The sequence below is a fragment of the Stenotrophomonas sp. Bg11-02 genome (assembly GCF_002836635.1).
GTDB classification, from domain to species: domain Bacteria; phylum Pseudomonadota; class Gammaproteobacteria; order Xanthomonadales; family Xanthomonadaceae; genus Stenotrophomonas; species Stenotrophomonas lacuserhaii.
Genome location: NZ_PJAY01000061.1, coordinates 122,760 through 148,073, shown reverse-complemented (window position 1 = coordinate 148,073; position 25,314 = coordinate 122,760). Strand labels below are relative to the sequence as shown.

The following is a 25,314-nucleotide window of genomic DNA, read 5'->3' as shown; positions in this document are numbered from 1 at the left end:
TTCACTTCACCTTAGGGTCTCTTAACCCATCGCTGTTCCTTGGAATAGCAGTTATGACCTTGCCTTCACCATTCAGGATCACCTTTGCATCCCCCCCGGTAAAAGCAGTCTTGCCACCGGCCTGCTCGGCGATTTTCGCAGGTTCTTTTACCGCCGATAGTATCGCCTTTGCAGAGACACCCCTGCCCCCATCGCGGGAGATCGCCTGATTCAACCCATGCTTCGTGTAACCGGTGATCTTTCCCGCCACCGCGCCAGAAGTACCCGTGACACCAGCAGCTCCTGCACCAATTTCGGTTGCTGTGGCAACCGCTGCCGGATTTGCCATTGCGGCCACACCTACCTCTGCCAGCACTGGAGCAGCCAGAATTGCAGTCAGCGCAGCACCAATTGCCGGTCCGAGTCTGTGGTTTGGATTTCTGGGTGGTGGAGTAATAGGCTGCCCATTCGTGGCGTCGTTGACTACCTTGAAGGCCGCACCACTCTCCCTGCCATCCGGGTCCGTGAACTTGTATGGATTTCCGTTCGCGTACCGATACCGATTGAACTGCCCCACAGGCTGTTCAAACGCAGTCACCGGGTCCACGGACAGGAACATCCCCAACTGCGGATCCATGTACCGCTGCTGCATGTAGTTGAGACCGGTAGCGGCATCACGCACGTGTCCGGTATAGCCAGGACCGTCGGTCAGATCTTCCCCGACAACATCGCCGTAAGGCTCGTACGTCATCCGCTCTATGACGTTGCCATTAGCATCCGTCTTGGCCACGACCGATCCGAGTGCATCGGTATGCAGGTAGCGGACCGTTGTCTGCGCCGAAGCTGGTGCAAGCCAGGACAGTCCGGCTAGAAGGGCGCAGCTCCAGAGCGGTACCGAACCGGCCCTGAGCCTACTGGTTGCAGCCGCCGCTATGTGCGCGAACGCATCGGCGACGCGTCTCCCGAACGCAGTCATCTTTCCCATCCATGAAAGAACCTTGAAGCAAGGCTTTGCCTTCGTAGCACACGTCGCATGTGCTCCGGAAGGGAGGATGCCGGCGAATGCCCGGGAAGCCGACTTACGTTGGAGAGAAGAGCAACTGACTGCCGCCGACCATGGGTCGGCGCTACCGCCCCATACAAAAAGCCCCGACCAAGGCCGGGGCTTTTCGTACAACTGGTGCCGGAAATAGGAATCGAACCTACGACCTACGCATTACGAATGCGCCGCTGGCATGCAATGGCTGCATCACTCGCGATTGCAGGCACCGAATTAGAGCGCAGGAAGATGATGAAATAACACGCAATAAGCACCGTATAAGCCGATGAGCGCGCGACAAGAATTCGTCAACAGCACAAGCAGTGACCATTCGCGGATGCATCCGGCACGTCACTATTGACACGAATGGGGCACATGAAGATCATCAGAACGCGCCGCCCTATCACCATCGGGGCAAATCAACTGCAAAGGGGAACGACTTGCCACTAAGAACTTCAGTGATCGCTTCCGTATGGAGCGCCATAGAACGCTCTCCGTTCTCTCCTGCAGATTTCGAGGTGATAACTGATAGCCGGGACTCCTTGCTCCGGATCACGTTCCGGCACAACCCAGCATATGTGTTTATTCTGACCAAATCAGGATCAAATGCATACACCGCACACGCATCCCCAGGTCAACATGAGACACAAGAGTCTAGGGCGATTGAAAACCCGTCCAAGGTACCCGACCTCATAATTGCATGGGCCAAAGACATCCGTGAAGAGCTTCGGGCCACGATACCCATCTACTCGGAACTCGACGATCTGAGGGACACGATTGAGAGACATGTTAGGGAGCACGTGGATCAGCCTCAGGATCAATTCGATGAAGATGAATCCGATGAGCTCAGAAGCAAGCTGGATGAGCTCATGGCTAAGTTTCAGGAGATGCAAGAGCGCAACGAGTTGACTCAGCAGGAAGTCAATCGCCTCAATCAGGAAATAACGGCAATCAAGAACAATTTGGCCGGTTATCCTAAGGGAACGTGGTACAAGACGGCGGCTACTAGGCTGTTGCTAGCAGTCAGCAAAGTTGGAACATCGAGGGAGAGCCGGCAAGTGCTAGCTAAGGCGGCACAGCGCCTGCTGGGTCTTGACGAGTGACCGCAGAGACAACGTCTTAGCGGTGGATCCTTCTGCAGCGCACCAGGGCCCAGCTACATGCCCGCGGGGATCTAACTACGAGCCAGTAGGTTTAAGCGCCTGCTTCCCGTCTAGAACGATCGGGCGTTAGCAGCGGGCGCTGTTGATTTCATGTATCCGGCGACATCATGAAACGCAGCGTCGTCCTTTCTGCGAGCATGCGACCAGTTCGCTGTGAAGCGCAATGACGCATCCCGTCCCTGATGGGCGCTGCAATGGTTTCATCAGTATTCAACTGTAGATGCGGATGCGTCGCATCCATCAGGCGCGCTGAAGCCGTATTCGGCGCGCCTAAGAGCGTTGCACTAGATATGCGACGCTGAGACACACCAAACCTGAGCTAAAACAATAACTTATTCGCATGAAAAAGGGCCATAAGTGGCACCTAAGCCTGACAGGCTGACCCTCAGCAAGCGCGTCTGCCGGCGCTATCCTGAACCCAGGAGCGCACTAGTGGGGGGATCGTCGATTCCCGTGCTCACCGCCCAACACTCAGAATGACTCGCTGGAACGACAAATAGCCTATACCGCTCAGTCAAGGAGAGTTAAGTGGACCCACTAATGGCAGCCACGAGCTTCGCAACCATCGTTGGGCTTCTCAGCAACTACAAGAGCGAAAGCTCAGGAACGCAGCTTTCCGAGTTTATCCAATGGTTGCGAGAGAAGCGGCACGAGGATGTCGCGGTAGACATCGAGCGCAACCAAATGCTAGCAATCCATCTCAAATCACTTCTTTCGCTGAATCATCAAGAGCTGCTCCTGCGGCTCGATTCGCTGGACGACGTTTTAGCATCCGTTGCTTCCCACATACAGGCCTTTTCTGAATTAGCCACATCCATAAGACCCAGCGGCACTCTTTCTGCCCAAGCAATGTCAATTATCAAGCAGTTTGCCGATTCTGGGGCAAATGAGCTCTGGGAACACAAATCCATCAACTCGACGCGATATCACTTTATCAGCGGCGCGGGGCAGCTCGACGTTCAAGAACCAAGATTCATTGAGGACGACTTGAATATCTTGGTGGAGCTTGGATTATTCAGACTCGATTACGGCAGCAAGGGCACCCGCAAGTTTATTATCACGCGACAAGCAGTCCAACTCGCCAGCGCAGCTAGATAGCGCGCTCGATAAAAATCTATATTCAAGGCGCTCGATAGCCTCAACTCGCCTGCCACGTATAAACCAAAGCCGCAAGGACGATTTGCTGATGAGATTCAAGCAGCCATCCGGAATCGACGCCGATGCCGTAGGCGTAGTATTTTTCGCACAATGTCTCGACGAGCTACTGTACGAGTACACCCCGGCAACATATAAGCCCAGAGTGATGAGCCCCAGCAGCCTAGGAGCAGAGGCACTTTCAATAATTGGACATATAGAAGCCGGATCGATGGATAGGAACCGGCTCACGCCTGTGCTTGAGGAGCTGGCATCAATAATCAAGTCAGACAATGTTGCAAAGCGACTACTGCCATTTGAGTCGGAATTCTACTTATCGTTCAGCGCGGAAGAGAAGCTAGTTGACATCCGGCTGAGACTATCACTGCTAATCAACGTACTCAAAGGGTCGAGATACACTACCGAGCTACAGCATCAAATAATCAAGCTTTGTGCATCTGATAAACAGAAGATGGATATACGCACGTCAGCGAAGAGCTGGGTATCAGCAATGCTTTCACTGGGCTACAGTAAGCAACACATTGCCACCCAGACCTCAGTGTTCTACGACGGAACTGCAGCACTGTCTGATCCAGCGCACCTCGCCACCTTCTTTCGCTCCTTTGACATGCGATCGCACACATACGACGTGCTATTCGTAGCACCGAAAATAATAAAGGAGACCGAGTCCTCCGCTCGATACTTCAGAATTTACTTACCTGACAATGAGGACGACAGAGTCACAATTGCTCATAACGAGGAATTTCGTGCCGAGGAGGACGAACTCCTTGTCGCGGTCTGCGATGTAACAGCGAAGGATCCATATACCGCGAAGAACGACGCAGAGAAGCGGCTAGAACGCCTATCCGACATGTTCGCGCTCTTTCATCACAAGCGCAAAATTCACTGGCAATCCAATGCGCTATCTATTGATGGCGATGCACTGGCCGTCAGAGTCAATGCAGCCACATCCGGCGCAAAACGCTCTCGAGATAGCCTGCCAACAAGGGCCTCACAGAAGCTCGCCGAGGCGATGAATGGGCTTAGCTTTGCTGATCGACAGTCATTTGATCGTTTCATTAGCGTGGTAAGGCTGCATGGGTCAGCCCAGGAAGCAACCAGCTCAGAGGCTCAACTCATCAATCTATGGACTGGCATGGAAGTCCTGGTACCAAGAGCTTCAGACTCAAAGCTTCGAGGGGTACTGAGGCTCATCATGCCATTCCTCAATCATGGGTATTTTAACCGCCTCCTGTTTGCTTTAGCGGGCGACCTATATCGCTGGAATCGCAAAGGCACCTCCAAGCTTCTTAAGCGAGTGCAACAGCCGGACTGGAAGCCGCACCAGAAGCTAGCACTTGCACTGCTCGGCGGAGATTACGAGGAAGTTCGCAGCGACCTATACAAAATGACAGAAGGTTATGCCCTCCTCATGAATCGCTGCTTTGAGATGTCAAAACTAATCTCTAAGAAAGACCATCTCAATGAGCGAATCATTGAACACGAGAGACGCATCACCTGGCAGATCGAGAGGATTTATCGCGCACGCAACTCAATCATTCACGACGGCAAATCACCAAGTCAGACGGATGCATTAGTCGAGAACGCGCATGAATATCTCGATGGCTTCATTGATAGGTTCATAGACTTGTGCGCTCGACACAAGTACGCCAAGACTCTCGACGAAGCGATTGAGTTCCAGTCCAGATATCACTTAGCTTGGAGGAAGCAGCTTCGCGCGCACGGTGAAGTCACCCCCACCGATCTCCTCGAAGTCTGTGGACTCGACGCGCCTTAACGGCGAGGACTTGAACGTACCAGCGATGGCCCCGGAAGCGCGGGAATACTGGGGTATCAGCGAACTCCCCCCCCCCCCGCGCTTCCGGTGAAAGCTGCCAGCTAGAGACTCATGCAGACCGCCAGTGAACGGATGTCTCCCCTCACTGACGGCAGGTTTGCGGCGAAGCATGTGAAGGAATTGCAAAGAAGTCCGCGTGCAAAGCCGGTACCCAGCGCGCCAGTGCGTAAATCCTTGCGAACAATTGACTCTCCATGCCTAAGCCAACCCAACCACCAGCGCCGCTGCTGCTGGGACGTACATCCTTGCCATCATCCACGTCCAATGGTCCATGTGGTCACCCCGGCTAATGTTTGACTCATCCTTGAACATATCGGTCGCAGGGGGTGAGACTTGAAGGGAGCCCAATTTTCGCCGCCCCTACAAGGTGGACCCCCACCTTACGCTTCATACAAGGCACCCATGCCTTGCAATTGCAGGCACCACCTTAAGCACCGCCGCCCGCGAGTTGCACTTTTGACCGCGGCCGCATGTGCTTTGATAGCGTTTCGCATGGGGCAGACGCCTGCCTGCATGTCTATTGCGCAGTGCTTTTACGGCTGAGCCCGCAAAGAACCCAACGCAACACCATGACCAAGTGCGGCACCGTTCGATAAGCTTGCGGGAAACAACAACTGACGTCCTCGCTACAGGAGGCACGAGACTGCGCATGTGTCATGTGGATCGTCAGGAACGCTGCATACTTGGGCGAGCAATCTGTACGTCAAAGCAATCGCCGGAACGTTGCACCCACAGGGCGCTTATCAAATGCACGCCAGACCGCACCAGAAGCTCGCTGAGCGCACCACAGGCGCGACCAGCGGCACCCCTGCACAAACACCGGAAGAATTCGACTCAGCGACTCACAGAGACGTCTATCAGTAGCTAGTTACGTGCTCTCAGTACAATCCCGGAGATAATATCTTGCGCGTCCCCGAAGGGGCGCGCATCTGGAGCCGAGGTGCGAGGGCCGAAGGCCCGAGTACCGCTGGATCCAGGCATGGGACTTCTTTGAACGTAGGCGAGTAAAGATCTACCTTCTTGAAAAGAAGGTAGTTAGCTTTTGATCTAACGCTTATATGGGGCTGCTGACATTATTGTCCCACACGCACCCCAAGCCCTTCAAAACAGACCTACGCGACCGGCTGGTCTCGCTTCTTATCCCGGCTCCTACGCTGGCTTTCACGGTTCTGCTGACGCCTGCGATCAGCACGCGGGTCGCCGGAGGCGCCAGCTGCACCCAGTGCTCGAGTCACCTTGCGCTTGACTGCAGAGCACTCTGCTGCGAACGCACAGTTGTGACAGGGTGCGCCAGCCAAGCTGGACCGACTGCCAATACAAGCAGGCACGTAATCTTCATGCGCATGCTCAGCCACTGCTGACTCCGCAGGATTGGAGACCAAAGCCGTCGCATCGCGCACCATGCTCGCATCGAACATTGATACCGCGCGCGACGGGGTCAGAGGCCCATCAGGCCCGAGATACCGCGCCAGCCGCGCTGGCCTGTCCTTTGCACGCAGCACATCAGCATGGAGTGCCCGCAGCGCAGCCGCATGTACAGGATCTGCTCCGACCGGATCGATAAAGAATCGCTGGTCCCAGTCTTTACGGTACAAACGCTCCCCCATCTCGTCCCATGTGGGATGGCCACGCATCCACGCTGGGAACAACTTTCCGGAGCAAAGTTGATTTGGGAGCGGGGGGTTCTTTGTCTTCCGTCCACACAACCATTGCTCGATGACGATCGCACAGAACAGGTCATAGGGCATACCCAACTCATCCGCCTTCTGACGCGCCTGCCACAAGCTGGTCATGTCTGCGCGGTCATTCAATGCAAAGCTCGACCTCACCGGTTGCTTATGGGGCGCCTCTACTGGATCGACATGTCGAGCCCATGCAGCACGGTATGCCGCGATGTAGGCATCCGTAAACGCCTGCGTCGCCCGCAGCGGTGACATGTAGCGATTACCGACCCAACGGGTGGAAAGGAGTGACGCCTCGTTCGCGAGCAAGCGCTTGTCGATGTACGTCCGCTGGAAGCAGAGCTCCTGCACTTGGCGCTGCATGGGGTAAGTCTGAGCCAACACTTTTTGATAAACGACATTCCTGCGGTGCGCCTCCACGATGTTCTTCGCAGACGTCTTCTTGCGGGCCGGATTGGGACGCTTAGCCCTTGCCTTTCCGTCCGTCGCTTTTGACTTTTTGTTCTTGGCCATTCTCCAAATCCCCCTCGATAAAGACAGTGTTATACCGACCGGCTCGATGAAATCACCGGTCATTTGGTATTTTTTGAGTGGGGCCCGCCCACACGGCTTGGCCCCGGACGTGTGACGGAGTCATGCGAGCCGGAGGCACGACTTCCGCTCTTGTAGCTAGATGTCGATGCCACCGAATCTGACGGGTTGATTCTCGGCCGATCCGGAGTGCTGCTCAGCCGCCACCGTCCGCTAGTAGCGCCAGATGCGGAGGGCCCTTCCGCACCAAGCACTATTGCTTCAGAACAATCAGTTCTGACGCTCGTCCACAGGGGTGACCTGCATCTCTGCGTTCCAACGATCCATTACATGCAGCTGAACATCCGATGCAGTGAGCATTTTCGGATTGATGCGCGCCTTCTTCTTAGTGTCGCGCAGGTAGCTCACGGCGAGATCGACGTAGATCCCGTAGGGAATTCCCAGCATATCGGCAGCCTGCCGCGCAGCCCACAGCATACGGAACATCCTTTCGTCACAAATCCGGAGATCGTAGCGAGCCTTCGACACGCCGAGCCGGGTAGCGAAGGCAATACCGAAATCGTCAGTTGCGTCGAATCCAGTCTTGTCACTGTGTTCAAGTGCGCGGTATTTCCTGCAATCCCCCTCCCTCTCCAGCGCCTGGCTACCAACGATCTCGCGCGCAATAGACACCTGCGCTGCAGCCAGGTTTTCGGGTCCGTGACGAGAGGCGCCGAACAGACTTACGGCGCGGTCAAACTTTTCCTGCATGTCCTTCTCCTAGTTCGATTCGTCTGGGCCGAATGCCCTCGACGGGTTGAACTTTGCCATGCTCCGAACCTACCATCTTGTTAGTCTTCAACTAAAACTTGATTACCTATGACATCGGACAGGCCAGACCTCTTCCAACTTCTGCATGCCATGAACATTCGCATCTTGGGCTCGCTCGACAGCAAGCTCCGCAAGAAGGGGCTTTCGTTGGGCTCCTTCATGATTCTGCAGTTGATCGCTCAGCGCGAGAAAAGCGACAAGCACCGACCTACCCGTGCGGATGTGGCGCGCCATCTGGGCTCATCACCCGCCTCTGTGTCGGTAATGGTCAAGCGGATGATTGAGCGCGACTGGATCTACGAAAGCTGGAAGAATGAGCAATCGCAGCACCTTGAACTGGACGTGGAGGGGAGGGTCGCGCTGAAGGAGGGCTTGCGGATATGGAATGCCGAACACCGCGAGCTAGTGAAGAGCCTCACAGATGATATGAAGACCGGCATCACAAGAGCAGCCACAAAAATCACGGTAGTTCATGAGAACCGGGAGAGAGCTAAGCACCTCAAGAAGACGACTGACAGCTTCCGCGCCCAGGATAAGATGACTAAGGAATGGAAGGCGGAGGCAAAGAAGGCCGAAGAGCGGTTCCGACAGGAAGCTAAGGCGAGGGAGCGGGCTCTAGATGACCTGTGACGTCGGCTCTATGGAGTGTTCCAGCCGGTAACTCCACTTCGCCACCTATGCACTGCGTGCTTATCAAACCTTCTAGGACTTCGATGATTGGATGCTAATCATCCGGTTCCGCGCATTGCGTTCGCTGCCCACCAATGCGCACCAGTCGTTGCACAACGCTCGTCGTTTTTAGGAGCTACACCCCTCTGTCTGTAGTCCACGGATCGCCACAGATCGACCGATAGAGCGGTCCTGATGCACTTTCTCGTTGAGCACGCCCAGTGCCTGATGCACTTTGATGATCAGAGGTTGAAGGCAAGAGAAAGGCCCGCTGACATGTCTGTCAGCAGGCCCGATTACAGAGCATATGTGGTGGTTATCGTGGGCGTATGCCAAACCCCAGTAGAACAGACCCAGCGACCGTCAGTGATTGACCGACTGCAAGTGCGTGCATGTTTGCAATGTTGCCGTAGCCGCTTGCTGATGGGTTGATCAGAAAATAGAGACCGACGCCAAGCCCGGCCAGTCCAAGCACGATGCAAGCGGTAACCGAGCCCTGCTCACCCACACCTTCCTGCTTCGCACGCTGGGCAGTGATTACGGCATCCGGTAGCCGGAGATGACACTTTGGACAGTTGGTGACGTCGCGCCCAGTTGGGATAGCTGCTCCGCAACTCGCACACTGATACGGAGTTGCTGGTTCGTTCACTACGGTCATCGGATCTTCCTTGTCGGTGGTTACGACGATATCTCGCTTGGCTGGCTTAGAACGCAGTGGGCGTGACATGGATGACTCCGTCATGCGTCATCGCAAGCCGGATCTTGGTCTTGGAGCCATTGGTGACTGTATGAGACGTCTCGCGACGATGCGCTGCTCCGTTGTTCAAGGAACACACCCCTTTACCCGCGAATCCAGCACCGATCACACGGTTACCCCCAGGAACCTTAAAGGTTACGGACTCTCCCCGCCGCAAGTGTGCTGCCATGGTTCCATCGATATAGAAGGCAAGAGGGCATGCGGCACCCATTGCGCCAAGGTCCCGCGTGACAATGAGTTCTCCCACCGGAGCATCACCAGCGTCCTGGAACGCAAAGACGCGCTCGACCGGAACGGGCTGAGCTTCGTCCGAAGCGATCGGGCGCGTTACACATCCAGCCACGGCCATCGATAGAGCGACACAGACCACGATCTTCTTCATAACACTCCCTTGTTGTTTGATGCGGTTTTGGCTTGCTGGGCAATTCGAGGCGTGCAAAGCTATATACCGGTAGTGCCTTTTACTGAATAGGTATATGGCCCATGCTCCAGCAGGTTCACTCCCTGTCCCCTCCGCGTGCCCTCGCCTCAGACCATCACCGCCACGTTCGCTCAGCGACTGAAAGAAGCCCGCGCAATGCGCGGCTTGTCTCAGCGCGCGCTGGGAGCACTGATGGATAAGGAAAACGACAAGAACCGAGGTGCTGTGCTCGTCAGTCGGTATGAGCAACAGGTCAACCAAGCAGATATGACCAAGGCTGCCGAGCTCGCCAGTGCACTGGACGTGCCCGTCGCCTACCTGTTCGCTGAAGATGATGACTTGGCTGCGGCCATTCTCGCTTTCGCTAAGCTCCCGGCGGGGGAACGGCAACGCATGCGCGAAGAGCTCGAGCGCTTGGCTGGTCAACAATCCGGCTAAGCGCTTCACGCCGCTAACTTGGCGACAGCCGCCGCCAGCGTGTCCGGGGCCAGATGTGCATACCGCAACGTCATAGTGATGTCTGCATGACCCAAAAGCTCGCGCACAGTGTTGAGGTCCACCCCTGCCCGCACCAGGCGCGATGCGAAATGATGCCGCAGGTCATGGAACCGGAACTGTTCGATGCGGGCATCGGAAATGAGCTTGCCCCACCCTTTCTTGATATCGGTCACGTCGAAGACCTTGCCCGCGCGTCGCTCGCCCGCTTGACCGGCCCAACGCTGCAGAACTTCCATGGCTTCAACGTTCAGAGGGATGTGTCGCTGCCTGCCCGATTTGGCGTTCTCGGCCCGGATGGTCAGCATCTTTGCTTCCCAGTTGATGTCGGCCCACGTCATCGACAGCAGCTCACCCCGTCTCATACCGGTGTTCATGGCTGTAAGAACCACGGGCGTTAGGTGATCGACATACCCATCCATCGGCAAATCAGGCAGAACAGCTTGCCGGTACTTACGCCGCGTCGCATTGGCATTTGCCCTCCCCTCAACCCCAGCAAGATCGCGCGCTGCGAGCGCGGCCCGTAGCATCGCCTCTTCATCAGGAGACAGGAACCGGACAACTTTTCGGCTTGCTGCTGACCGCTGGCGCATGCCCATCAAAGGGTTGGTTTCGATCAGCTTCCACTCAACGGCCCGAGACAAGGCAGAGCGCAGGCAAGCAAAGTCGCGCGCTGCAGTAGCCTTTGTGACGGCATCAGGACCAGTGACACGCCCGCGCCACCATCGCTCCATCGTCGGCACATCAATCTCAATGATCTGACGGCGTAGCAGCCATGGGAACACTGACCGGATGCGATCCGGGTACTGACGACCACCCTTGAGTTCGGCAATAGCCCAAGGCTCGAAGTGATCATTGAGCAGCGCTTCGAGCGTGCAACTAGTGGGCTTGGACTTTGCGAGCGCCGGCAATCCGGACTGAACGTATTCAGCGACTGCTTGCCGGGCTTGGTCGCGGGCCTGATCAAGTGACAGATGTTCGACCGAACCCAACGTACGACGCTTACCGTGCGCCCAGGTAACGATCCAAGCTTTGTGCCCTGACGGCTGCACACGAAGAATCAGACCACGAACCTGGGCGTCCCTGAGCTCGTAGGGGCGATCTCGGGGCTCCGAGGTAAGAACAATGCGTCTGGTGAGTGCGGATGACATTGATCGCTGTCCCGTAAGTGGCGATAAGGCCAACTTAGGACGCCATGCGGGGCGATGTTTGGATAAGGATCGTCCGCGATCAGCCGCTGCACTTCACTTTGCCGCCCCCTCCCCTCAACCAAAACCTGACGACAAGAGCCGAGTCACGCTGCACTGCATTCATCCAAAGAGAGGGGGGAAGCTGGACGACAACGCCGAAGAAATTGACTCTACCGACACACAGATGGTCCACTGCTATCGATGAACTCAACAGTCAGCGCTAGTTGCGCCTAAGCTGCCGGCACGCCCCAAATTCCCCTGGCGAGACCCAACAAAAGTGCCTGCCTGCTGGCAATCGCCTCCTCGTTCCAGCCGTCGAATGGCGTGAGCCCACTTACCGCGCGATCCACGCTGGTATTCGCACCGACCTTGGGCAGCTCCGCGATCGAACGTACCAGTAGCAGCTTGGACTTCGGGTAGACCTTCTTCTTCTCGCTGTAAGCCTTGTTGCCTAGTGACGCATTTATCGGCTTCTCGACCAGAACTAGGTTTCCGACATTGTTGATCACCCTGGCGTCGACAGGCACGCCGAACTCATCCTTGGCGGCATCGCATGGGTTCTGCGGCTGAATGTGCTCGATTTCGAACTCCCTCTCAATGAAGTTCATCAGCCACTTGGTTCCCTCGGTCTCGCCATAAGCTTCCACCTCCAGACCCTGATTGAGCTTGGCGAGGATGTAACGAAGACGATAACCTTGCAAGTCTCCTGCGTTCATTCGCTTGAAAGCGTCCTCAAACTTAGAGGCCAATGAATTCCTAGCCGGCCTGATCCGCTTGTCCAGAAACGCATCAAGCGACTCGGAATCTTTCACCGCTCGCAACTCCGGAGCCCACTTGGCGAAGTTCCGCTCGAAGTCACGAGTATTCTCACGACTGGCAACGTAGATGAAGAACAAATTCTCCACCTCCCGTACTAGGCGAGTGAATAGTTCAGACGGCAGATGACGACCGGCCAGTAGCAGGATCAAGTGCTGGCGTGCTGCGCGGCCGCCAAGGTACTGCAAGCTTTGCAGCTCCGGTCGCTTCTGACCCTTGGCGTCCTGACCCTTCAGGAAGTACGCGTACGCACTAGCGGCATCCAGCAACTCGTTGGCGAACCTCAGCGGATTCCCGTTGTAGCCGCAGATGGGTTCGTTGCTCGAGAACCAAGCATAAATCTGATCTTCTCGCAGCTGCTCTACGTTGTAGCGGCTGAAAATGAAGTATCGCAAGAAGCGTAGTGGCTTCTCCGATGCCGAAAAGATCTTGTCCTGCAACGATTTCCACACCCCCTTTAAAGCGTCAAACTCGCTGGAACTCGCCTTCATAAATAACAAGTTCTTAAGCAGATCCATTGAATCCAGCCCAACGCCTCTGTCGTTGATGGTCTCGAAAATTTTCAGCGCCCTTGCCACATCCGCGGTCTGGATACGGATCAGCTTCACCCGGTTGATCAGGTAGCCGTAGAACCTGCGGAGGCTGCTCATATCTGTCGCAAACTGATCGATCAGGAACGCGGTCGCGACCCTGTGGGCATTGACGATGTTGCTGATCGAGCGTGTTTCTTTTCCATTCGTTGGATCAGCCTGGCCTTTTGCAATGCCAACCAGCACTTCACCGCTATCCATGTACTGCAAGTCCAAGCGATAGCGGAAAAGGCTATTCCCGTTTGCGTCATCGCTGGAATCGGCGATCATCTTCTCCAAAGCGGACGACGGGCTTTCACCCAACGCAGCGATTCGGTCGCGGATCGCGCACAGCGTGACGAACAACGTTGTCATGCGCTGCTGCCCGTCGATCAGATCGAACACGCCGTCACCACCCGGACATACCACCACGCTGCCGATGAAGTACTCCGGCGCCTCACTCGCAGATTGACCATCCAGCTCGTTAAGCACGTCAGTCAACAGCTGCTCGACCTGCTCCGACTGCCAAACGTATTCCCGCTGGTAATCTGGAACTCGATAAAAGTCTTTGAATACTTCAGCAACCGGAATATCGCGACCATTTATACTCTGAGTGCTCATCATCTCCCCTTGGGCACCGAATCACTACATTAAAATTCTTGGACTTGACTCCATCCGCTGATACCACGCTCCTAAAAGCCTACCCAAAAGCGCGCTCGGATCGCAAAGCGTGAACTTCGCAGCCCCGCCACCCAAGCAATCGCGATACGTCCGACAGCTATCACTCAATCCTCCCCAAGGAGCGCAACCGAAGTATTGGGTCGGGCAAGACGGGAGAAAGACAATCAAAGCGATCACGCTCTTTGGTTCGCGCGCTAGCGAGAGAGCCATCGTAGTCGCTATCTGCTAGCAGGAGAAGGATAGCAGCACTAAATTGAGGAGGTGCCTATCAACTCTCGCTCAACCGAGGACCGAAAGCAGCAAAATCGCGCGCTAACGCTGCATTGGAGACCGGATCCGGCCAGTTGTACGCCCGTGAACGCCTCCATCATATGATCGTCCCTCCCACGATCAGCCGATGCATAGGCATCGCGCACCTCTTAGACGTTGCTCGAACCTCCCCTATGGGAGATTATTAATCATTTCCACAGAGTAGGCACAGCAAGGATGGCAACCGCGCTAAATCAAAAGTTCCTTGAGAAGTCCCACGCTGCGATGCTTGCAGCCATTGAGGTATACAACAAGCCAACCTTCTCATATCGGGAAGAAACCTTCTGCATCCTTGCTGTCAATGCATGGGAATTGCTACTCAAGGCAAAAATTCTTAAGGAGGCTAGGAACGACACCAAGGCCATCCAGGTGCGTCTTCCACGCGCCCTAAAAGGAGGTGGGAAAAGCACTAAACAGATGACGGTCAAAAAGAATCGTACTGGCAACGCGATGACTTTGCAGCTGAGCGCTTGCGTCACTGAGCTTGAGAAGTCTAGGGAGCGAGGAGACCGGGTACCCCAAGAAGTTGCCTTGAACCTGGACGCGATGATTGATGTACGTGACAACGCAACGCATTTTATTGTTGCGAGCGCCCTACTGCAACGAAATGTTCTTGAACTAGCATGTGCCAGCGTCCGCAATTATGTGACCCTGTCCAAGGCATGGTTTGACCGAGACTTTGGCTCTTCACTGTCTTTGATGCTCCCGGTTGCCTTCTTCCACGGTACTGAGGAGGTTGGCGCGGTCGTGGTTACACGGGATGAGAAGCGATTAATTGATCGCCTCCAGGCAACAGCGACACAGCCAGCCGCTGATGGAGATTATCAAGTTGCGGTCCGCGTAGATGTGCGCTTACGCCGTTCAAATCTTGACACCGCGGCGAACGTCCAAGTAACCCGGGATGCGGAAGCATTGGCCGTGCGTTTGGACGAGAACCAGCTGATGGAGTCTTACCCATGGTCATACTCTGAACTTCAGGCACAGCTACGTCGGCGGAAACCGGAGATCAAATTCAATGCCGAATTCCACGCGATCAAAAGGCCTTTGATGGCAGAACGTGGGCTAGTCCATTCACGCTTGCTGGATCCAAACAACCCACATAGCAGCAAGAAAGATTTTTATAGCCCGAATATGCGCGACCGCATTCTCGATGAATACGCTGACCGTGGGCTATAGGTCCGCCGCAGTTCAGCAGCAACACCATCTAGACTCAGATTGATGGCCGAAGAACCACGTGGCGCAGCGGACGCTCGTAGGATCGCTTTAATGCGATGTGCCATCAATGTACGACCTTGGGCAACGCAGCAGACTCTAACAAAGATGCCCGACGATTCAGACATGTGCTAAGGAGTGGAGGGCTGTGAGGCTCCAGAGAGTAAGGCACATTGAAGCCGGTTCATCGCAAGCAAGCTGGAAATTGGCACGGATGCGAACCCTCCGCAACTGGCACCATGAAAGCCCAGTCCATGATCGGCTCAGCGTGAGTTCCTCACCAATCAATGGGTTCCGCGTGACCCCCAAACAAAAAACCCCGACCAAGGCCGGGGCTTTTCATACAACTGGTGCCGGAAATAGGAATCGAACCTACGACCTACGCATTACGAATGCGCCGCTCTACCAACTGAGCTATTCCGGCTGAGCAGGCAATTCTAGGGGCTGGGGAACAGCCGGTCAATCACTGGGCCCGGGCAGCATGCAGCAGCGACGGTAGATTGCTTCCGCCTGCTCAGCGGCCATCCGCTGCTGGTCCAGGGAGAGGGCCTGGCGGGACTCGGCCAGCAGCGCATCGGACCAGAACGTGGGGCTCAGCCGTTGCAGCACCTGCCCGTAGGCGTAAGCCGCGACCGGATCCTTGACGGTCCGGTAACCGTGTTCATTAACGCTCTGCAGGCCTGACAGCGCCTCCACGTTGCCGCCGTCCGCCAGCGAATGCAGGTAGCGCAGGGAGGTCTCACGCCACGCCAGCACGTCCTCCTCGCGCTCAGCCAGTTCCTCTGCCGACGCCGCACCCACCGCCGTTCGCACGTCGATGCCGTAGAGCAACTGCGCCTCCACCGAACCCTGCTGGGCCGCGCGCGCCAGCCATGGCGCCCGGTAGAGCGCGGGGTCCTGGCTCAGGGCGACACACTCGCCCAAACGCACCTCCAGCTTGCTCAGGAAGTCCGGATCCAGTCGCATGCCGGCGCGCCGCATGGCCTGCCAGCTCGCTTCGGGTTCCCCGGAGATCAGATTCCTGCAGTCACGCACCACGAGCTCGATTTCATACGTGGCAAGACCGTCACCCGCGTCCGAGCGGGGCTTCAGCGCGAGCACCTGTTGCTTCGCGTCCCCGGCCGTACGCCACGGCGGGGGGCGGTGGATGCTGTAGGCCTTCGCGCCCACCTGCTGCAGCATGGCTGGATCGTAGGCGGAAGATCCGGGGCGGCCTGAAGGCTGCCGGGGCGTCAGCCGCGCGACGGGCATTGCGCTGCCTGCAACACGCCCGACAAGGTCCGCTTCAACAGCCGACACCGTCCCGGGCTGCGCATCGCCACGCCAGCACCAGAGCGTACCGCCGATTGCCACGACAACCACTACGCATCCTGCGATTACCGCTGTCCTTCTCATCGCGTCCCGTGCTCCTGCTGTGTCGCCCTTATAGTGCCCTCAAACGTCACAAGCTGCGCGTGGCCCCAATGCCATTCCCGACAAGCCCCTGACACCCCTGTAGTACGCTGCCCTCCCCTGTACTCCCTCACATGGCCGTGAAAAATCCACTCTGGTTCTGGGGCGCATTCCTGCTGTTCTTCGCGCTGATATTCGCCGTCGGCGTGCCCGTGATGATGTACGGCCAAGCCAGTTACCCCGTGCCGCTCGAGGCCCGAATCGCGCCGGCGTGGGCGCTGACGATGCTGGCCGTCTCCGTGGGTCTGTGGCTGGGCCTGCTCTACGTCTACGTAGACACCCTCGTGCTCGCCGGAGTGCGCTCGGTGCGCCGGATGCACGACATCCTGACCCGCGGTGAGCCGCGCAATGCACTTATCGAGCAGGTGGTCTGCTTGCCCGGCAGCGTCGACGGTTTCCCACAGCTGCGGCTGCGCCTGGCCTTCGACAATCTGTCTGGCACGCCCATCACCGATGAACTCGTGCTGGTGGACAGCAAGCCGATGCAGCGGCGCTACGAAGTCGGCCGCACGCTACCCGCCCGTTTGAGCCGTTCGCCCGGCCCCTATCCCAACATGTCCCTGGAAGGCGGCACGCCGGAGACCAACCACAGCACGCTATGGCTGCGCGCGTCGATCGGCGTGTTGTTCGTGGCAGTGGTCGCGAGTGCGTACGGCGTGGCGTGGCACCTGCAGAACGATGGACTGGGCTGGACGTTTCTCAGCCTTGGGCATCCGCTGCTGATCTGTCCGCTGGTGCTGTGGGTGTTCGTCGTTGGCATACGAATGTTGATGCGCCGGCTGCAAGCGGATGCGGCGGCCAATGCGCTGAAGTATCGCGGCGTGCGCACCGTTGCCATCGTCGACGACGTACGGCAGACCGGTGCGTTTTTCAACGAACAGCCGCAGGTGGAGTTCCAGCTGCGGTTTACCGATGTGGGCGGACAGCCGCAGCGCGCGGTGGTCCGGCGCTACGTGCCGTTGCTTGATCTGGCGACGATTCCACGTGAGACGCTGCAGATTCTTTACGATCCCGGCAATCCGTCGCGTGTGCAGATGGATCAGGATGCTGCTCGCCGAGCATGGCTATGCCGGCCGTCCTGGCCGGCCCCCTCCGGGCCGTCGTAAGCGACGTTGGCAGCGGCTCCTGCCGCTGCCTTCGGCGCTACCGGGACAGGGTGAGGTCAGCGCGCCTTCCACAGCGCGGACAACCCATCGCGCGTGCCGGCAATCCGTTCCAGCGCGGGGTACTGCGCGCCGCCGTGGTAATCGATGCTGATCGGCATTACCCGGTCGAAATGTTTCACCAGCAGGGTGATCGGCGCCTTGCTGTCCCTGGAGCCGGCGACGACCTCCTTCAGCCGCTCGCTCTTGTACTCGCGTCCGTCCACGGCGATCACGGTCATACCCGGTGCAAGACCGGAATTGAAGGCCGGGCTGTCCCACACCACGTCACCCACCACGCCAGCGTCGGTCACGGTAGCCCCGATGGAATAGGTCAGCAGTGCGGCCTTGGCACGGGTTTCCTGCGCCTTGAAGGCCTCGTTCGGGGTATCACGGTAAGCCAGCTTCCAGCCCGCCATTTCCAGCCCGCCGATCAGCGATCCATGCCCATCCAGGCGCTCGCGCAGGAAGCCGGCCCAGTCCGCCGGGGCGATGGTGTTCAAGGTGGCCACCACGTCATCGAAGGTGTACGGATTGACGTCCCACGCGCCGTTGTCCATGCCGAAGAAGGCCTTGGCGAAATCATCCAGGCCGCGCTTGCCGCCGCTCAGCGCGCGCAGCTTGCCCTCCACTTCCAGCCACAGCATCTGCCCGCCGGAATAGTAGTCTTCGCTCATCTGGTAGTTGCGGTACGCCAGACCACGGCGCTGGGCGATGGTCGGGTCGTTGGTGGTGTCCTGCAGCGGCCGCCAGGCCAGTCCGGGACGCCCGCGATCGAATGTCGCCGCCACGTTGGCGAGCATGTCACGCGCCTGGTCGGTACTCCACAATCCGGAACGCGCGGCCAGCACCTGGCCCCAGAACTGGGTCTGCCCTTCGTACACCCACAGCAGGCTGTCGCCCATCGGCACGTTGAAGTTGGCGGTTGCCAGGTCGGCGCCGCGGCGGTACTTGCCGTTCCAGGAATGGTTGTACTCGTGCGGCAGCAGATCGCGCGCCCACCAGTTCTTGTCCCACTCGGTGAAATAGCCCACATCGCCGCTGTTTTCGCTGGAACGGTGGTGCTCCAGCCCGATGCCGCCCAGCTTGTCGGTCAGGGCCAGCAGGAAGTCGTAATGATCGAAATGGCGTGCGCCGTACAGCTTGTCCATCTGCTGCACCAGCGCGCGGTGCGCCTTCAGTTGCTCTGCGCTGGCCTTCAGCGATTTGGCATCGTCGGCGAAGACATTGAGGTGCACCGGCTGCTTCGCACCGGGATCCAGGTCGAAGCGCTGGAAGTGCTCGCCGGCAAACAACGGCGAATCCACCAGGTGCTCATAGCTGATCGGCTTGAATACCACGGTGTCGCCGTCGCGGCGCTCGGTTTCCAGCGCGGTCGCATAGGACCAGCCGGCCGGCAGGGTCACGCTGGCCTGCGCCTGCAGCCCTCCGGCATCCACCCCGCTGGGATACAACGAACTGGCGTTCCACTGCAGGTTGAGCATTTCCGGGGTCATCACCACGCGGCCCTGGCTGCCGCCCTGCGAAGACAGGTAACTGAAGCGCGCCACCACTTCGGTGGCGCCCTGCGGCACGTCCACCTTGAAGGCATACACGTTGAACTGGTCACGCTGCCACTTCAGCGGCTTGCCATTGGCGGTGACCTGCAGGCCGGCCAGTTTGTCGATCGGGCCACTGGGCGAATGGTTGCCCGGCAGCCACTGCGGATACAGCAAGGTCAGCGGGCCCGGCTTGGCCGGCACCGTGGCGGTGACCTTGAAGATGCGGCGGTCCAGGTCACGTGCGTCGACGTTGATGCGCAGCGTGCCGGGCCAGGCACTGCCAGCTGGCGGCGGGGTCTACGCGAGTGCCGGCGTTGTCGTCAACGAGAGCAGGACGGACAGCGCCAGGGCACGGGTTTTCATCGGCAGTTCCAGCAGAAGGGGAACCTTGATCCTAGGCCCACGGCAATGCCCCGCCCCATGGCCAAAGGTCACGGATCGGCCGGTGGCCGGATTGGGCAAAGTCGGGTGGGAATCGCCCGGAACGGCAAACGCAAAGGCGGCCGCTTCGCTCGCCGACCATGGGTCGGCGCTACCAGAGGCTGCGCGGTGGTCAGTCGACCAGACGCAGGCGCAGTTCCTTGGGCAGGGCGAACACCATCGATTCGGGTTCGCCTTCCAGCTCGCCGATGCCGTCGGCACCGAGTTCGCGCAGGCGGGCCAGCACGCCGTCCACCAGCACCTGCGGTGCCGATGCACCGGCGGTGACGCCGATGTGCTGCTTGCCGATCACCCACGCGGGATCGATCTCGTGCGCGCCGTCTATCAGGTAGGACTCCACGCCTTCACGGCGAGCCAGTTCGCTCAACCGGTTGGAATTGGAGCTGTTCGGCGAGCCCACCACCAGCACCAGGTCGCAGCGCTTGGCCAGGTCGCGCACGGCGTCCTGCCGGTTCTGCGTGGCGTAGCAGATGTCGTCGTTCTTTGGCCCCTGCATGGCGGGGAACTTGGCACGCAGCGCATCGATGATGCCGCGCGTGTCATCCACCGACAGCGTGGTCTGGGTGGTGTAGGCGAAGTTTTCCGGCTGGTCGAGCACCAGCGAGGCCACCTGCTCCACGTCTTCCACCAGGTAGATCTTTCCGGTGCCCGCTTCCTGGTTCCACTGGCCCATGGTGCCTTCCACTTCGGGGTGGCCGGCATGGCCGATCAGCACCACGTCGCGGCCGGCGCGGCAATGGCGCGCCACTTCGAAATGCACCTTGGTCACCAGCGGGCAGGTGGCGTCGAACACTTTCAGGCCACGGCGATCGGCTTCCTGGCGCACCGCCTGGGATACGCCGTGTGCGCTGAAGATGACCGTGTTGTTGTCCGGTACTTCGTCCAGTTCCTCGACGAAGATGGCGCCACGCTGCTTCAGGTCGTCGACCACGAAACGGTTGTGCACCACTTCATGGCGCACGTAGATGGGTGCACCGAGCGTTTCGATCGCGCGCTTCACGATCTCGATCGCACGATCGACACCAGCACAGAAACCACGCGGATTGGCGAGCAGGACATCCATCTATCAACGTCTCCCGGCGTCGGCCGGCTTGGGGGGTTACGGGGTCGTATTATCCGCTTTTTTGGACGACTTGCCCTCGAACAGGCCAAACACCGCGATACCGACGGCGCCTACCACGATCGCCGCATCGGCGATGTTGAACGAGGGCCAGTAGTGGTCGCCCACGTACCATTGGATGAAATCCACCACATGGCCGTGCACCTGGCGGTCGATCACGTTGCCGATGGCCCCGCCGATCACCAGCGCGAACGGCAGCGCGCTGCGCCAGTTGCTGCGGGCGGTGCCGTACAGCCACCACGCCATCAGGCCGCTGATGCCGATCGCCAGCACGGTGAAGAAGTACTTCTGCCAGCCGCCGGCATCACTGAGGAAGCTGAACGCCGCCCCGGTGTTGTAGGTGCGGAACCAGTTCCAGAAGCCTTCGATGACCGGCACCGGCTCGTATTCGGGCAGGCTGGACAGCACCCAGGCCTTGCTCCACTGGTCCAGGATGATGACCACCACCGACAGGACCAGCCAGATCAGCGCGTTCGGACGCGGACGGACGGCGGTCATCAGAACCACCGCCGATCTTCGCCGGGACCGTCGATGTTGTCGGCACAGCGGCCGCAGATCTCAGGATGCTCGGCCACGCTGCCCACGTCGGCACGGAAGTGCCAGCAGCGCACACACTTGGTCTTGCTGGTCGGCTGGGCACTGACGAACACTTCCTCGGTGGTCGCCGGGCGCACCTGCACGTCACCGCTGATCAGCAGGAAGCGCAATTCCTCGGCCAGCGGCTGCCAGCGTGCGGCCTGCTCTTCGCTGGCGGCGACGGTGATCTCCGCTTCCAGCGCGGCACCGATGGCACCGTTGGCACGCATCGGCTCCAGCACCTTGGACACCTGCTCGCGCAGGGCCAGCAGCTGGTCGAAATCGGCGGCGGACAGTTCAGCATCGGCCGGCAGCGGCGCCAGGCCGTCGTACCAGGTGTCGAACAGCACGTGTGCGCTGCGCTCGCCCGGCAGGTAGCCCCACAGCTCGTCGGAGGTGAAGGTCAGGATCGGGGCGATCCAGCGGGTGAACGCTTCGGCGATGTGGTACATCGCGCTCTGCGCCGAACGCCGGCCGCGTGAGTCCTCGCCCATGGTGTACAGGCGGTCCTTGGTCACGTCCAGGTACAGCGAACCCAGGTCCACGCTGCAGAAGTTCAGCAGCAGCTGCACGATCTCGGCCATGTCGTAGCTTTCGTACGCCGCCTTGATCTTTTCCTGCAGTTCGAAGGCGCGGTGCACGATCCAGCGGTCCAGCGCGACCATGTCGTTGAGCGGGCGCAGGTGGACGGCCGGATCGAAACCGTCCAGGTTGGCCAGCAGGAAGCGTGCGGTGTTGCGCAGCCGACGGTAGGCATCGGCGTTGCGCTTGAGGATCTCCTGCGACAGCGACATTTCATTGCTGTAGTCGGCCGAGGCGATCCACAGGCGCAGGATGTCCGCACCCAGGGTCTTCATGATGTCCTGCGGCTCGATGCCGTTGCCCAGCGACTTGGACATCTTGCGGCCGTGCTCGTCCACGGTGAAACCATGGGTGAGGCACTGCTTGTACGGCGCATGGCGGTCGATCGCCACACCGGTCAGCAGCGAGGACTGGAACCAGCCGCGGTGCTGGTCGGAACCTTCCAGATACAGGTCGGCGGGCTTGCCGAAGCCACGCGCCAGCAGCACGCCTTCGTGGGTGACGCCGGAATCGAACCAGACATCGAGGATGTCGGTGACTTTTTCGTAGTCGGCCGCTTCGGCGCCCAGCAGTTCGGCGGCGTCCAGCGAGTACCAGACGTCGATGCCGTCCACCTGCACGCGATCGGCCACGGCCTGCATCAGCTCCACGCTGCGCGGGTGCATTTCACCGGTGATGCGGTGGGTGAACAGTGCGATCGGCACGCCCCAGGTGCGCTGGCGGCTGATGCACCAGTCCGGCCGGCCATCGACCATGCTCTGGATGCGCGCCTTGCCCCAGGCTGGGAACCAGCCCACGTTGTCGATGGCGGTCAGCGCATCTTCGCGCAGCTTCGCCTTCTCCATGGAGATGAACCACTGCGGGGTGGCACGGAACACCACCGGCTTCTTGTGGCGCCAGCAATGCGGGTAACTGTGGGTGATCTCGGCGAAGGCCAGCAGTGCGCCGGACGCGCGCAGCACCTCCACGATCAGCGGCTGCGCCTTCCACAGGTGCACCCCGGCCAGCACGACATCGCCGGCCGGCGGGGTCGACGGCAGGTACACGCCCGCGCCGTCGATCGGATTGATTTCACCGGCGTGGTAGCGCTCCAGCAGGCCGTACTGCTGGCTGACCGCGTAATCCTCCTGGCCGTGGCCGGGGGCGGTATGCACCGCACCGGTACCGTCTTCGTCGGACACGTGGGCGCCATTGAGCAGCGGGATATCGCGCTGCGGATAGAACGGGTGGGCCAGCAGCAGGTTTTCCAGCGCCGCGCCGTTGGCGTGGCCGTGGCTGACCACGTCCTGCACGCCATAACGTGCCAGCGAGCGGCCGGCCAGCGCGGTGGCCAGCACCAGCCAGCGACGGCCGCCTTTGTGCGCCGGGCCCTCCACGAGCGAGTACTCGATGGCCGCACCCAGCGACACCGCCAGCGATGCCGGCAGGGTCCACGGGGTGGTGGTCCAGATCGGCACCGCCACTTCCACGCCTTCGGGCAGGTCCACGCCGAAGGCCGCGGCGAGCGCCTTGGAATCACGCGCCGTGTAGGCCACGTCCACCGTCGGCGAGACCTTGTCCTGGTATTCGATTTCCGCTTCGGCCAGCGCCGAACCACAGTCGAAGCACCAGTGCACCGGCTTGGCGCCGCGGATCACGTGGCCATTGGCCACGATCTTGGACAGCGCGCGGATTTCGTTGGCTTCGAATTCGAAGCTCAGCGTCTTGTACGGGTTGTCCCAGTCGCCGGTCACGCCCAGGCGCTTGAAGTCGGCGCGCTGGATCTCGATCTGCTCCTCGGCGAACTCACGGCACTTCTGCCGGAATTCGACCGCATCGAGCTTCACCCCGACCTTGCCCCACTTCTTTTCGACCGCGATCTCGATCGGCAGGCCGTGGCAGTCCCAGCCCGGCACGTAGGGCGCATCGAAGCCGGCCAGATAGCGCGACTTGACGATGATGTCCTTGAGGATCTTGTTGACCGCATGGCCCAGGTGGATGCGGCCGTTGGCATACGGCGGGCCGTCGTGCAGCACGAACAGCGGGCGGCCGGCGGCGTTCTCGCGCAGCTGCGCGTAGAGCCCCTGCTCTTCCCAGCGCGCCAGGATGCCCGGCTCGCGCTTGGGCAGGTCGCCGCGCATCGGGAATTCGGTGGCCGGCAGATGGAGGGTGGCTTTGTAGTCCTGGCTCACGCAGTGGCTCGCAATCTATGTTCGGAAAGGATGGCGCGCGCCTGTTCGGCATCGCGGTGCATCTGGTCGGTCAGTGCCGCCAGATCATGGAACTTTTCTTCGTCGCGCAGCTTGGCCACGAACTCGACGTCGATGTGTCGACCGTACAGGTCGCCCTGGAAATCGAAAAGGTGGGCTTCCAGCAGCGGCTCCACGCCGTCCACGGTGGGACGGGTGCCGAAGCTGGACACCGAAGGCCAAGGCTGCTCGAAAACGCCGTGCACCAGGGTGGCATAGATGCCCGACAGCGCCGGCGTCTTCGGGAAACGCAGGTTGGCGGTGGGATAGCCAAGCGTACGGCCCAGCTGGCGTCCGCGCACGACCCGTCCGCCGATCGCGTAGGGCCGCCCCAGCAGGTCGCTGGCGTGGTCGAAATCACCGGCCAGCAGCAGCTGGCGGATGCGGGTGCTGGAGATGCGCTCACCGCGCAGATGGACCGGCTCGATTTCATTGGCCTGGAAGCCGAGCTGGGCGCCCATCTGCTGCAGCAACGCCAGGTTGCCGCGCCGACGATTGCCGAACTGGAATTCCGGGCCGATCCACACTTCACGCGCGCTCAGCCGTTGTACCAGCAGGCGCTGCACGAAGTCCTCGGCCTGCATGGCGGCCATGCGCGCATCGAAACGCAGCAGGCCGATGGCATCCACGCCGAGTTCGCGCAGCATCTCCACCTTGCCGCGCGCCAGCGTCAACCGCGGTGGCGGCGTGCCCTGGGCGAAGAACTCGCGCGGCAACGGCTCGAAGGCCACGGCCACGGCCGGCACGCCCAGCGCGCGGGCACGGGCGACGGCGTGGCGCACCAGCGCCCGGTGGCCCAGGTGCAGGCCGTCGAAGGCACCAATGCAGACCACGCTTCCGTGCGGGAACAACGCCCCGCCCTCAACGCTTCGAAACAACCTGCTCATCAACTCCGCTCGCGGCCGGCACGGGCCGCT

General features: G+C 59.5%; 18 protein-coding genes, 1 tRNA gene and 1 pseudogene. 7 read left to right on the top strand and 13 right to left on the bottom strand.

The annotated features are described in order from the left end of the window. Position 1: 1 nt before the first annotated feature. Entirely contained in the window at positions 2-769 is a 768-nt protein-coding gene (locus CXG43_RS19300; protein WP_232767778.1) for an RHS repeat-associated core domain-containing protein, read from the bottom strand. A gap of 707 nt (positions 770-1,476) precedes the next feature. On the opposite strand from CXG43_RS19300, the gene CXG43_RS12515 reads away from it, so the two are divergent. The 3 genes from CXG43_RS12515 to CXG43_RS12505 all read left to right on the top strand — a co-directional run bounded on the left by CXG43_RS12515 (position 1,477) and on the right by CXG43_RS12505 (position 5,113). Continuing rightward, complete coding sequence (locus CXG43_RS12515) at positions 1,477-2,121, top strand: hypothetical protein (protein ID WP_101100224.1); 645 nt, start codon at positions 1,477-1,479, stop codon at positions 2,119-2,121. A 600-nt stretch (positions 2,122-2,721) separates the two neighbouring features. Then, positions 2,722-3,279, top strand: a complete 558-nt coding sequence (locus tag CXG43_RS12510; RefSeq protein ID WP_101100223.1) for a hypothetical protein — start codon at positions 2,722-2,724, stop codon at positions 3,277-3,279. 88 nt (positions 3,280-3,367) lie between these two features. Then, positions 3,368-5,113 (top strand): hypothetical protein, encoded by a 1,746-nt coding sequence (locus CXG43_RS12505; protein ID WP_157825066.1) that lies wholly within the window; start codon positions 3,368-3,370, stop codon positions 5,111-5,113. Positions 5,114-6,285: 1,172 nt separating this feature from the next. Here CXG43_RS12505 and CXG43_RS19150 read toward each other — a convergent pair. Further along, complete coding sequence (locus CXG43_RS19150) at positions 6,286-7,368, bottom strand: bZIP transcription factor (protein WP_157825064.1); 1,083 nt, start codon at positions 7,366-7,368, stop codon at positions 6,286-6,288. Positions 7,369-7,656: 288 nt separating this feature from the next. Beyond that, positions 7,657-8,136 carry a hypothetical protein gene (locus CXG43_RS12495; protein WP_101100220.1) on the bottom strand — a complete coding sequence of 160 codons (480 nt, stop codon included), beginning with the start codon at positions 8,134-8,136 and terminating at the stop codon, positions 7,657-7,659. 150 nt (positions 8,137-8,286) lie between these two features. On the opposite strand from CXG43_RS12495, the gene CXG43_RS12490 reads away from it, so the two are divergent. Further along, the gene (locus CXG43_RS12490; RefSeq protein ID WP_157825062.1) at positions 8,287-8,826 is read left to right on the top strand and encodes a MarR family transcriptional regulator; all 540 of its coding nucleotides are present in this window, start codon (positions 8,287-8,289) and stop codon (positions 8,824-8,826) included. 743 nt (positions 8,827-9,569) lie between these two features. Here the strand turns inward: CXG43_RS12490 and CXG43_RS12485 are convergent. Next, positions 9,570-10,004 carry a hypothetical protein gene (locus tag CXG43_RS12485; protein ID WP_101100218.1) on the bottom strand — a complete coding sequence of 145 codons (435 nt, stop codon included), beginning with the start codon at positions 10,002-10,004 and terminating at the stop codon, positions 9,570-9,572. Positions 10,005-10,235: 231 nt separating this feature from the next. On the opposite strand from CXG43_RS12485, the gene CXG43_RS12480 reads away from it, so the two are divergent. Further along, complete coding sequence (locus CXG43_RS12480) at positions 10,236-10,481, top strand: XRE family transcriptional regulator (protein WP_332870937.1); 246 nt, start codon at positions 10,236-10,238, stop codon at positions 10,479-10,481. A 5-nt stretch (positions 10,482-10,486) separates the two neighbouring features. Here the strand turns inward: CXG43_RS12480 and CXG43_RS12475 are convergent, their stop codons facing one another. Together CXG43_RS12475 and CXG43_RS12470 are read right to left on the bottom strand one after the other, a co-directional pair. Next, the gene (locus tag CXG43_RS12475) at positions 10,487-11,689 is read right to left on the bottom strand and encodes a site-specific integrase (RefSeq protein WP_101100217.1); all 1,203 of its coding nucleotides are present in this window, start codon (positions 11,687-11,689) and stop codon (positions 10,487-10,489) included. A 269-nt stretch (positions 11,690-11,958) separates the two neighbouring features. Continuing rightward, on the bottom strand, positions 11,959-13,734 hold the full coding sequence (locus CXG43_RS12470) for a DUF262 domain-containing protein (RefSeq protein WP_101100283.1): 1,776 nt from the start codon (positions 13,732-13,734) through the stop codon (positions 11,959-11,961). A gap of 546 nt (positions 13,735-14,280) precedes the next feature. On the opposite strand from CXG43_RS12470, the gene CXG43_RS12465 reads away from it, so the two are divergent. Beyond that, a complete protein-coding gene (locus CXG43_RS12465) occupies positions 14,281-15,279 on the top strand; it encodes a DUF3644 domain-containing protein (RefSeq protein WP_101100216.1) in 999 nt (332 codons plus the stop codon). 384 nt (positions 15,280-15,663) lie between these two features. On the opposite strand, the gene CXG43_RS12460 is transcribed toward CXG43_RS12465, so the two are convergent. Next, a tRNA-Thr gene (locus tag CXG43_RS12460) sits at positions 15,664-15,739 on the bottom strand. 35 nt (positions 15,740-15,774) lie between these two features. Further along, positions 15,775-16,497 (bottom strand): hypothetical protein, encoded by a 723-nt coding sequence (locus tag CXG43_RS12455; protein WP_101100215.1) that lies wholly within the window; start codon positions 16,495-16,497, stop codon positions 15,775-15,777. 344 nt (positions 16,498-16,841) lie between these two features. Between CXG43_RS12455 and CXG43_RS12450 the strand changes: the two genes are divergently transcribed. Further along, positions 16,842-17,873 (top strand): hypothetical protein, encoded by a 1,032-nt coding sequence (locus CXG43_RS12450; RefSeq protein WP_332870938.1) that lies wholly within the window; start codon positions 16,842-16,844, stop codon positions 17,871-17,873. A gap of 56 nt (positions 17,874-17,929) precedes the next feature. Here the strand turns inward: CXG43_RS12450 and CXG43_RS12445 are convergent. From CXG43_RS12445 to CXG43_RS12425, 5 genes and pseudogenes are all read right to left on the bottom strand, one after another. After that, positions 17,930-19,813: pseudogene (locus tag CXG43_RS12445) on the bottom strand (peptidase M61). Positions 19,814-20,003: 190 nt separating this feature from the next. After that, positions 20,004-20,954 carry a 4-hydroxy-3-methylbut-2-enyl diphosphate reductase gene (ispH, locus tag CXG43_RS12440; protein ID WP_042615501.1) on the bottom strand — a complete coding sequence of 317 codons (951 nt, stop codon included), beginning with the start codon at positions 20,952-20,954 and terminating at the stop codon, positions 20,004-20,006. A 36-nt stretch (positions 20,955-20,990) separates the two neighbouring features. Continuing rightward, positions 20,991-21,509 (bottom strand): signal peptidase II, encoded by a 519-nt coding sequence (gene lspA / locus CXG43_RS12435; protein WP_057509280.1) that lies wholly within the window; start codon positions 21,507-21,509, stop codon positions 20,991-20,993. Further along, positions 21,509-24,340 carry an isoleucine--tRNA ligase gene (gene ileS, locus CXG43_RS12430; protein WP_101100214.1) on the bottom strand — a complete coding sequence of 944 codons (2,832 nt, stop codon included), beginning with the start codon at positions 24,338-24,340 and terminating at the stop codon, positions 21,509-21,511. The genes lspA and ileS overlap by 1 nt, the downstream gene beginning before the upstream one ends. After that, entirely contained in the window at positions 24,337-25,284 is a 948-nt protein-coding gene (locus CXG43_RS12425) for a bifunctional riboflavin kinase/FAD synthetase (protein WP_101100213.1), read from the bottom strand. The genes ileS and CXG43_RS12425 overlap by 4 nt, the downstream gene beginning before the upstream one ends. Positions 25,285-25,314 lie beyond the last annotated feature (30 nt).

Coding starts and splice junctions, on each gene's coding strand:
- CXG43_RS12510 (WP_101100223.1), top strand. CDS start 2,722: ATGGCAGCCACGAGCTTCGCAACCATCGTTGGGCTTCTCAGCAACTAC.
- CXG43_RS12505 (WP_157825066.1), top strand. CDS start 3,368: ATGAGATTCAAGCAGCCATCCGGAATCGACGCCGATGCCGTAGGCGTA.
- CXG43_RS19150 (WP_157825064.1), bottom strand. CDS start 7,368: ATGGCCAAGAACAAAAAGTCAAAAGCGACGGACGGAAAGGCAAGGGCT.
- CXG43_RS12495 (WP_101100220.1), bottom strand. CDS start 8,136: ATGCAGGAAAAGTTTGACCGCGCCGTAAGTCTGTTCGGCGCCTCTCGT.
- CXG43_RS12490 (WP_157825062.1), top strand. CDS start 8,287: ATGAACATTCGCATCTTGGGCTCGCTCGACAGCAAGCTCCGCAAGAAG.
- CXG43_RS12485 (WP_101100218.1), bottom strand. CDS start 10,004: ATGAAGAAGATCGTGGTCTGTGTCGCTCTATCGATGGCCGTGGCTGGA.
- CXG43_RS12480 (WP_332870937.1), top strand. CDS start 10,236: ATGGATAAGGAAAACGACAAGAACCGAGGTGCTGTGCTCGTCAGTCGG.
- CXG43_RS12475 (WP_101100217.1), bottom strand. CDS start 11,689: ATGTCATCCGCACTCACCAGACGCATTGTTCTTACCTCGGAGCCCCGA.
- CXG43_RS12470 (WP_101100283.1), bottom strand. CDS start 13,734: ATGAGCACTCAGAGTATAAATGGTCGCGATATTCCGGTTGCTGAAGTA.
- CXG43_RS12465 (WP_101100216.1), top strand. CDS start 14,281: ATGGCAACCGCGCTAAATCAAAAGTTCCTTGAGAAGTCCCACGCTGCG.
- CXG43_RS12455 (WP_101100215.1), bottom strand. CDS start 16,497: ATGCTGCAGCAGGTGGGCGCGAAGGCCTACAGCATCCACCGCCCCCCG.
- CXG43_RS12450 (WP_332870938.1), top strand. CDS start 16,842: ATGGCCGTGAAAAATCCACTCTGGTTCTGGGGCGCATTCCTGCTGTTC.
- ispH (WP_042615501.1), bottom strand. CDS start 20,954: ATGGATGTCCTGCTCGCCAATCCGCGTGGTTTCTGTGCTGGTGTCGAT.
- lspA (WP_057509280.1), bottom strand. CDS start 21,509: ATGACCGCCGTCCGTCCGCGTCCGAACGCGCTGATCTGGCTGGTCCTG.
- CXG43_RS12425 (WP_101100213.1), bottom strand. CDS start 25,284: ATGAGCAGGTTGTTTCGAAGCGTTGAGGGCGGGGCGTTGTTCCCGCAC.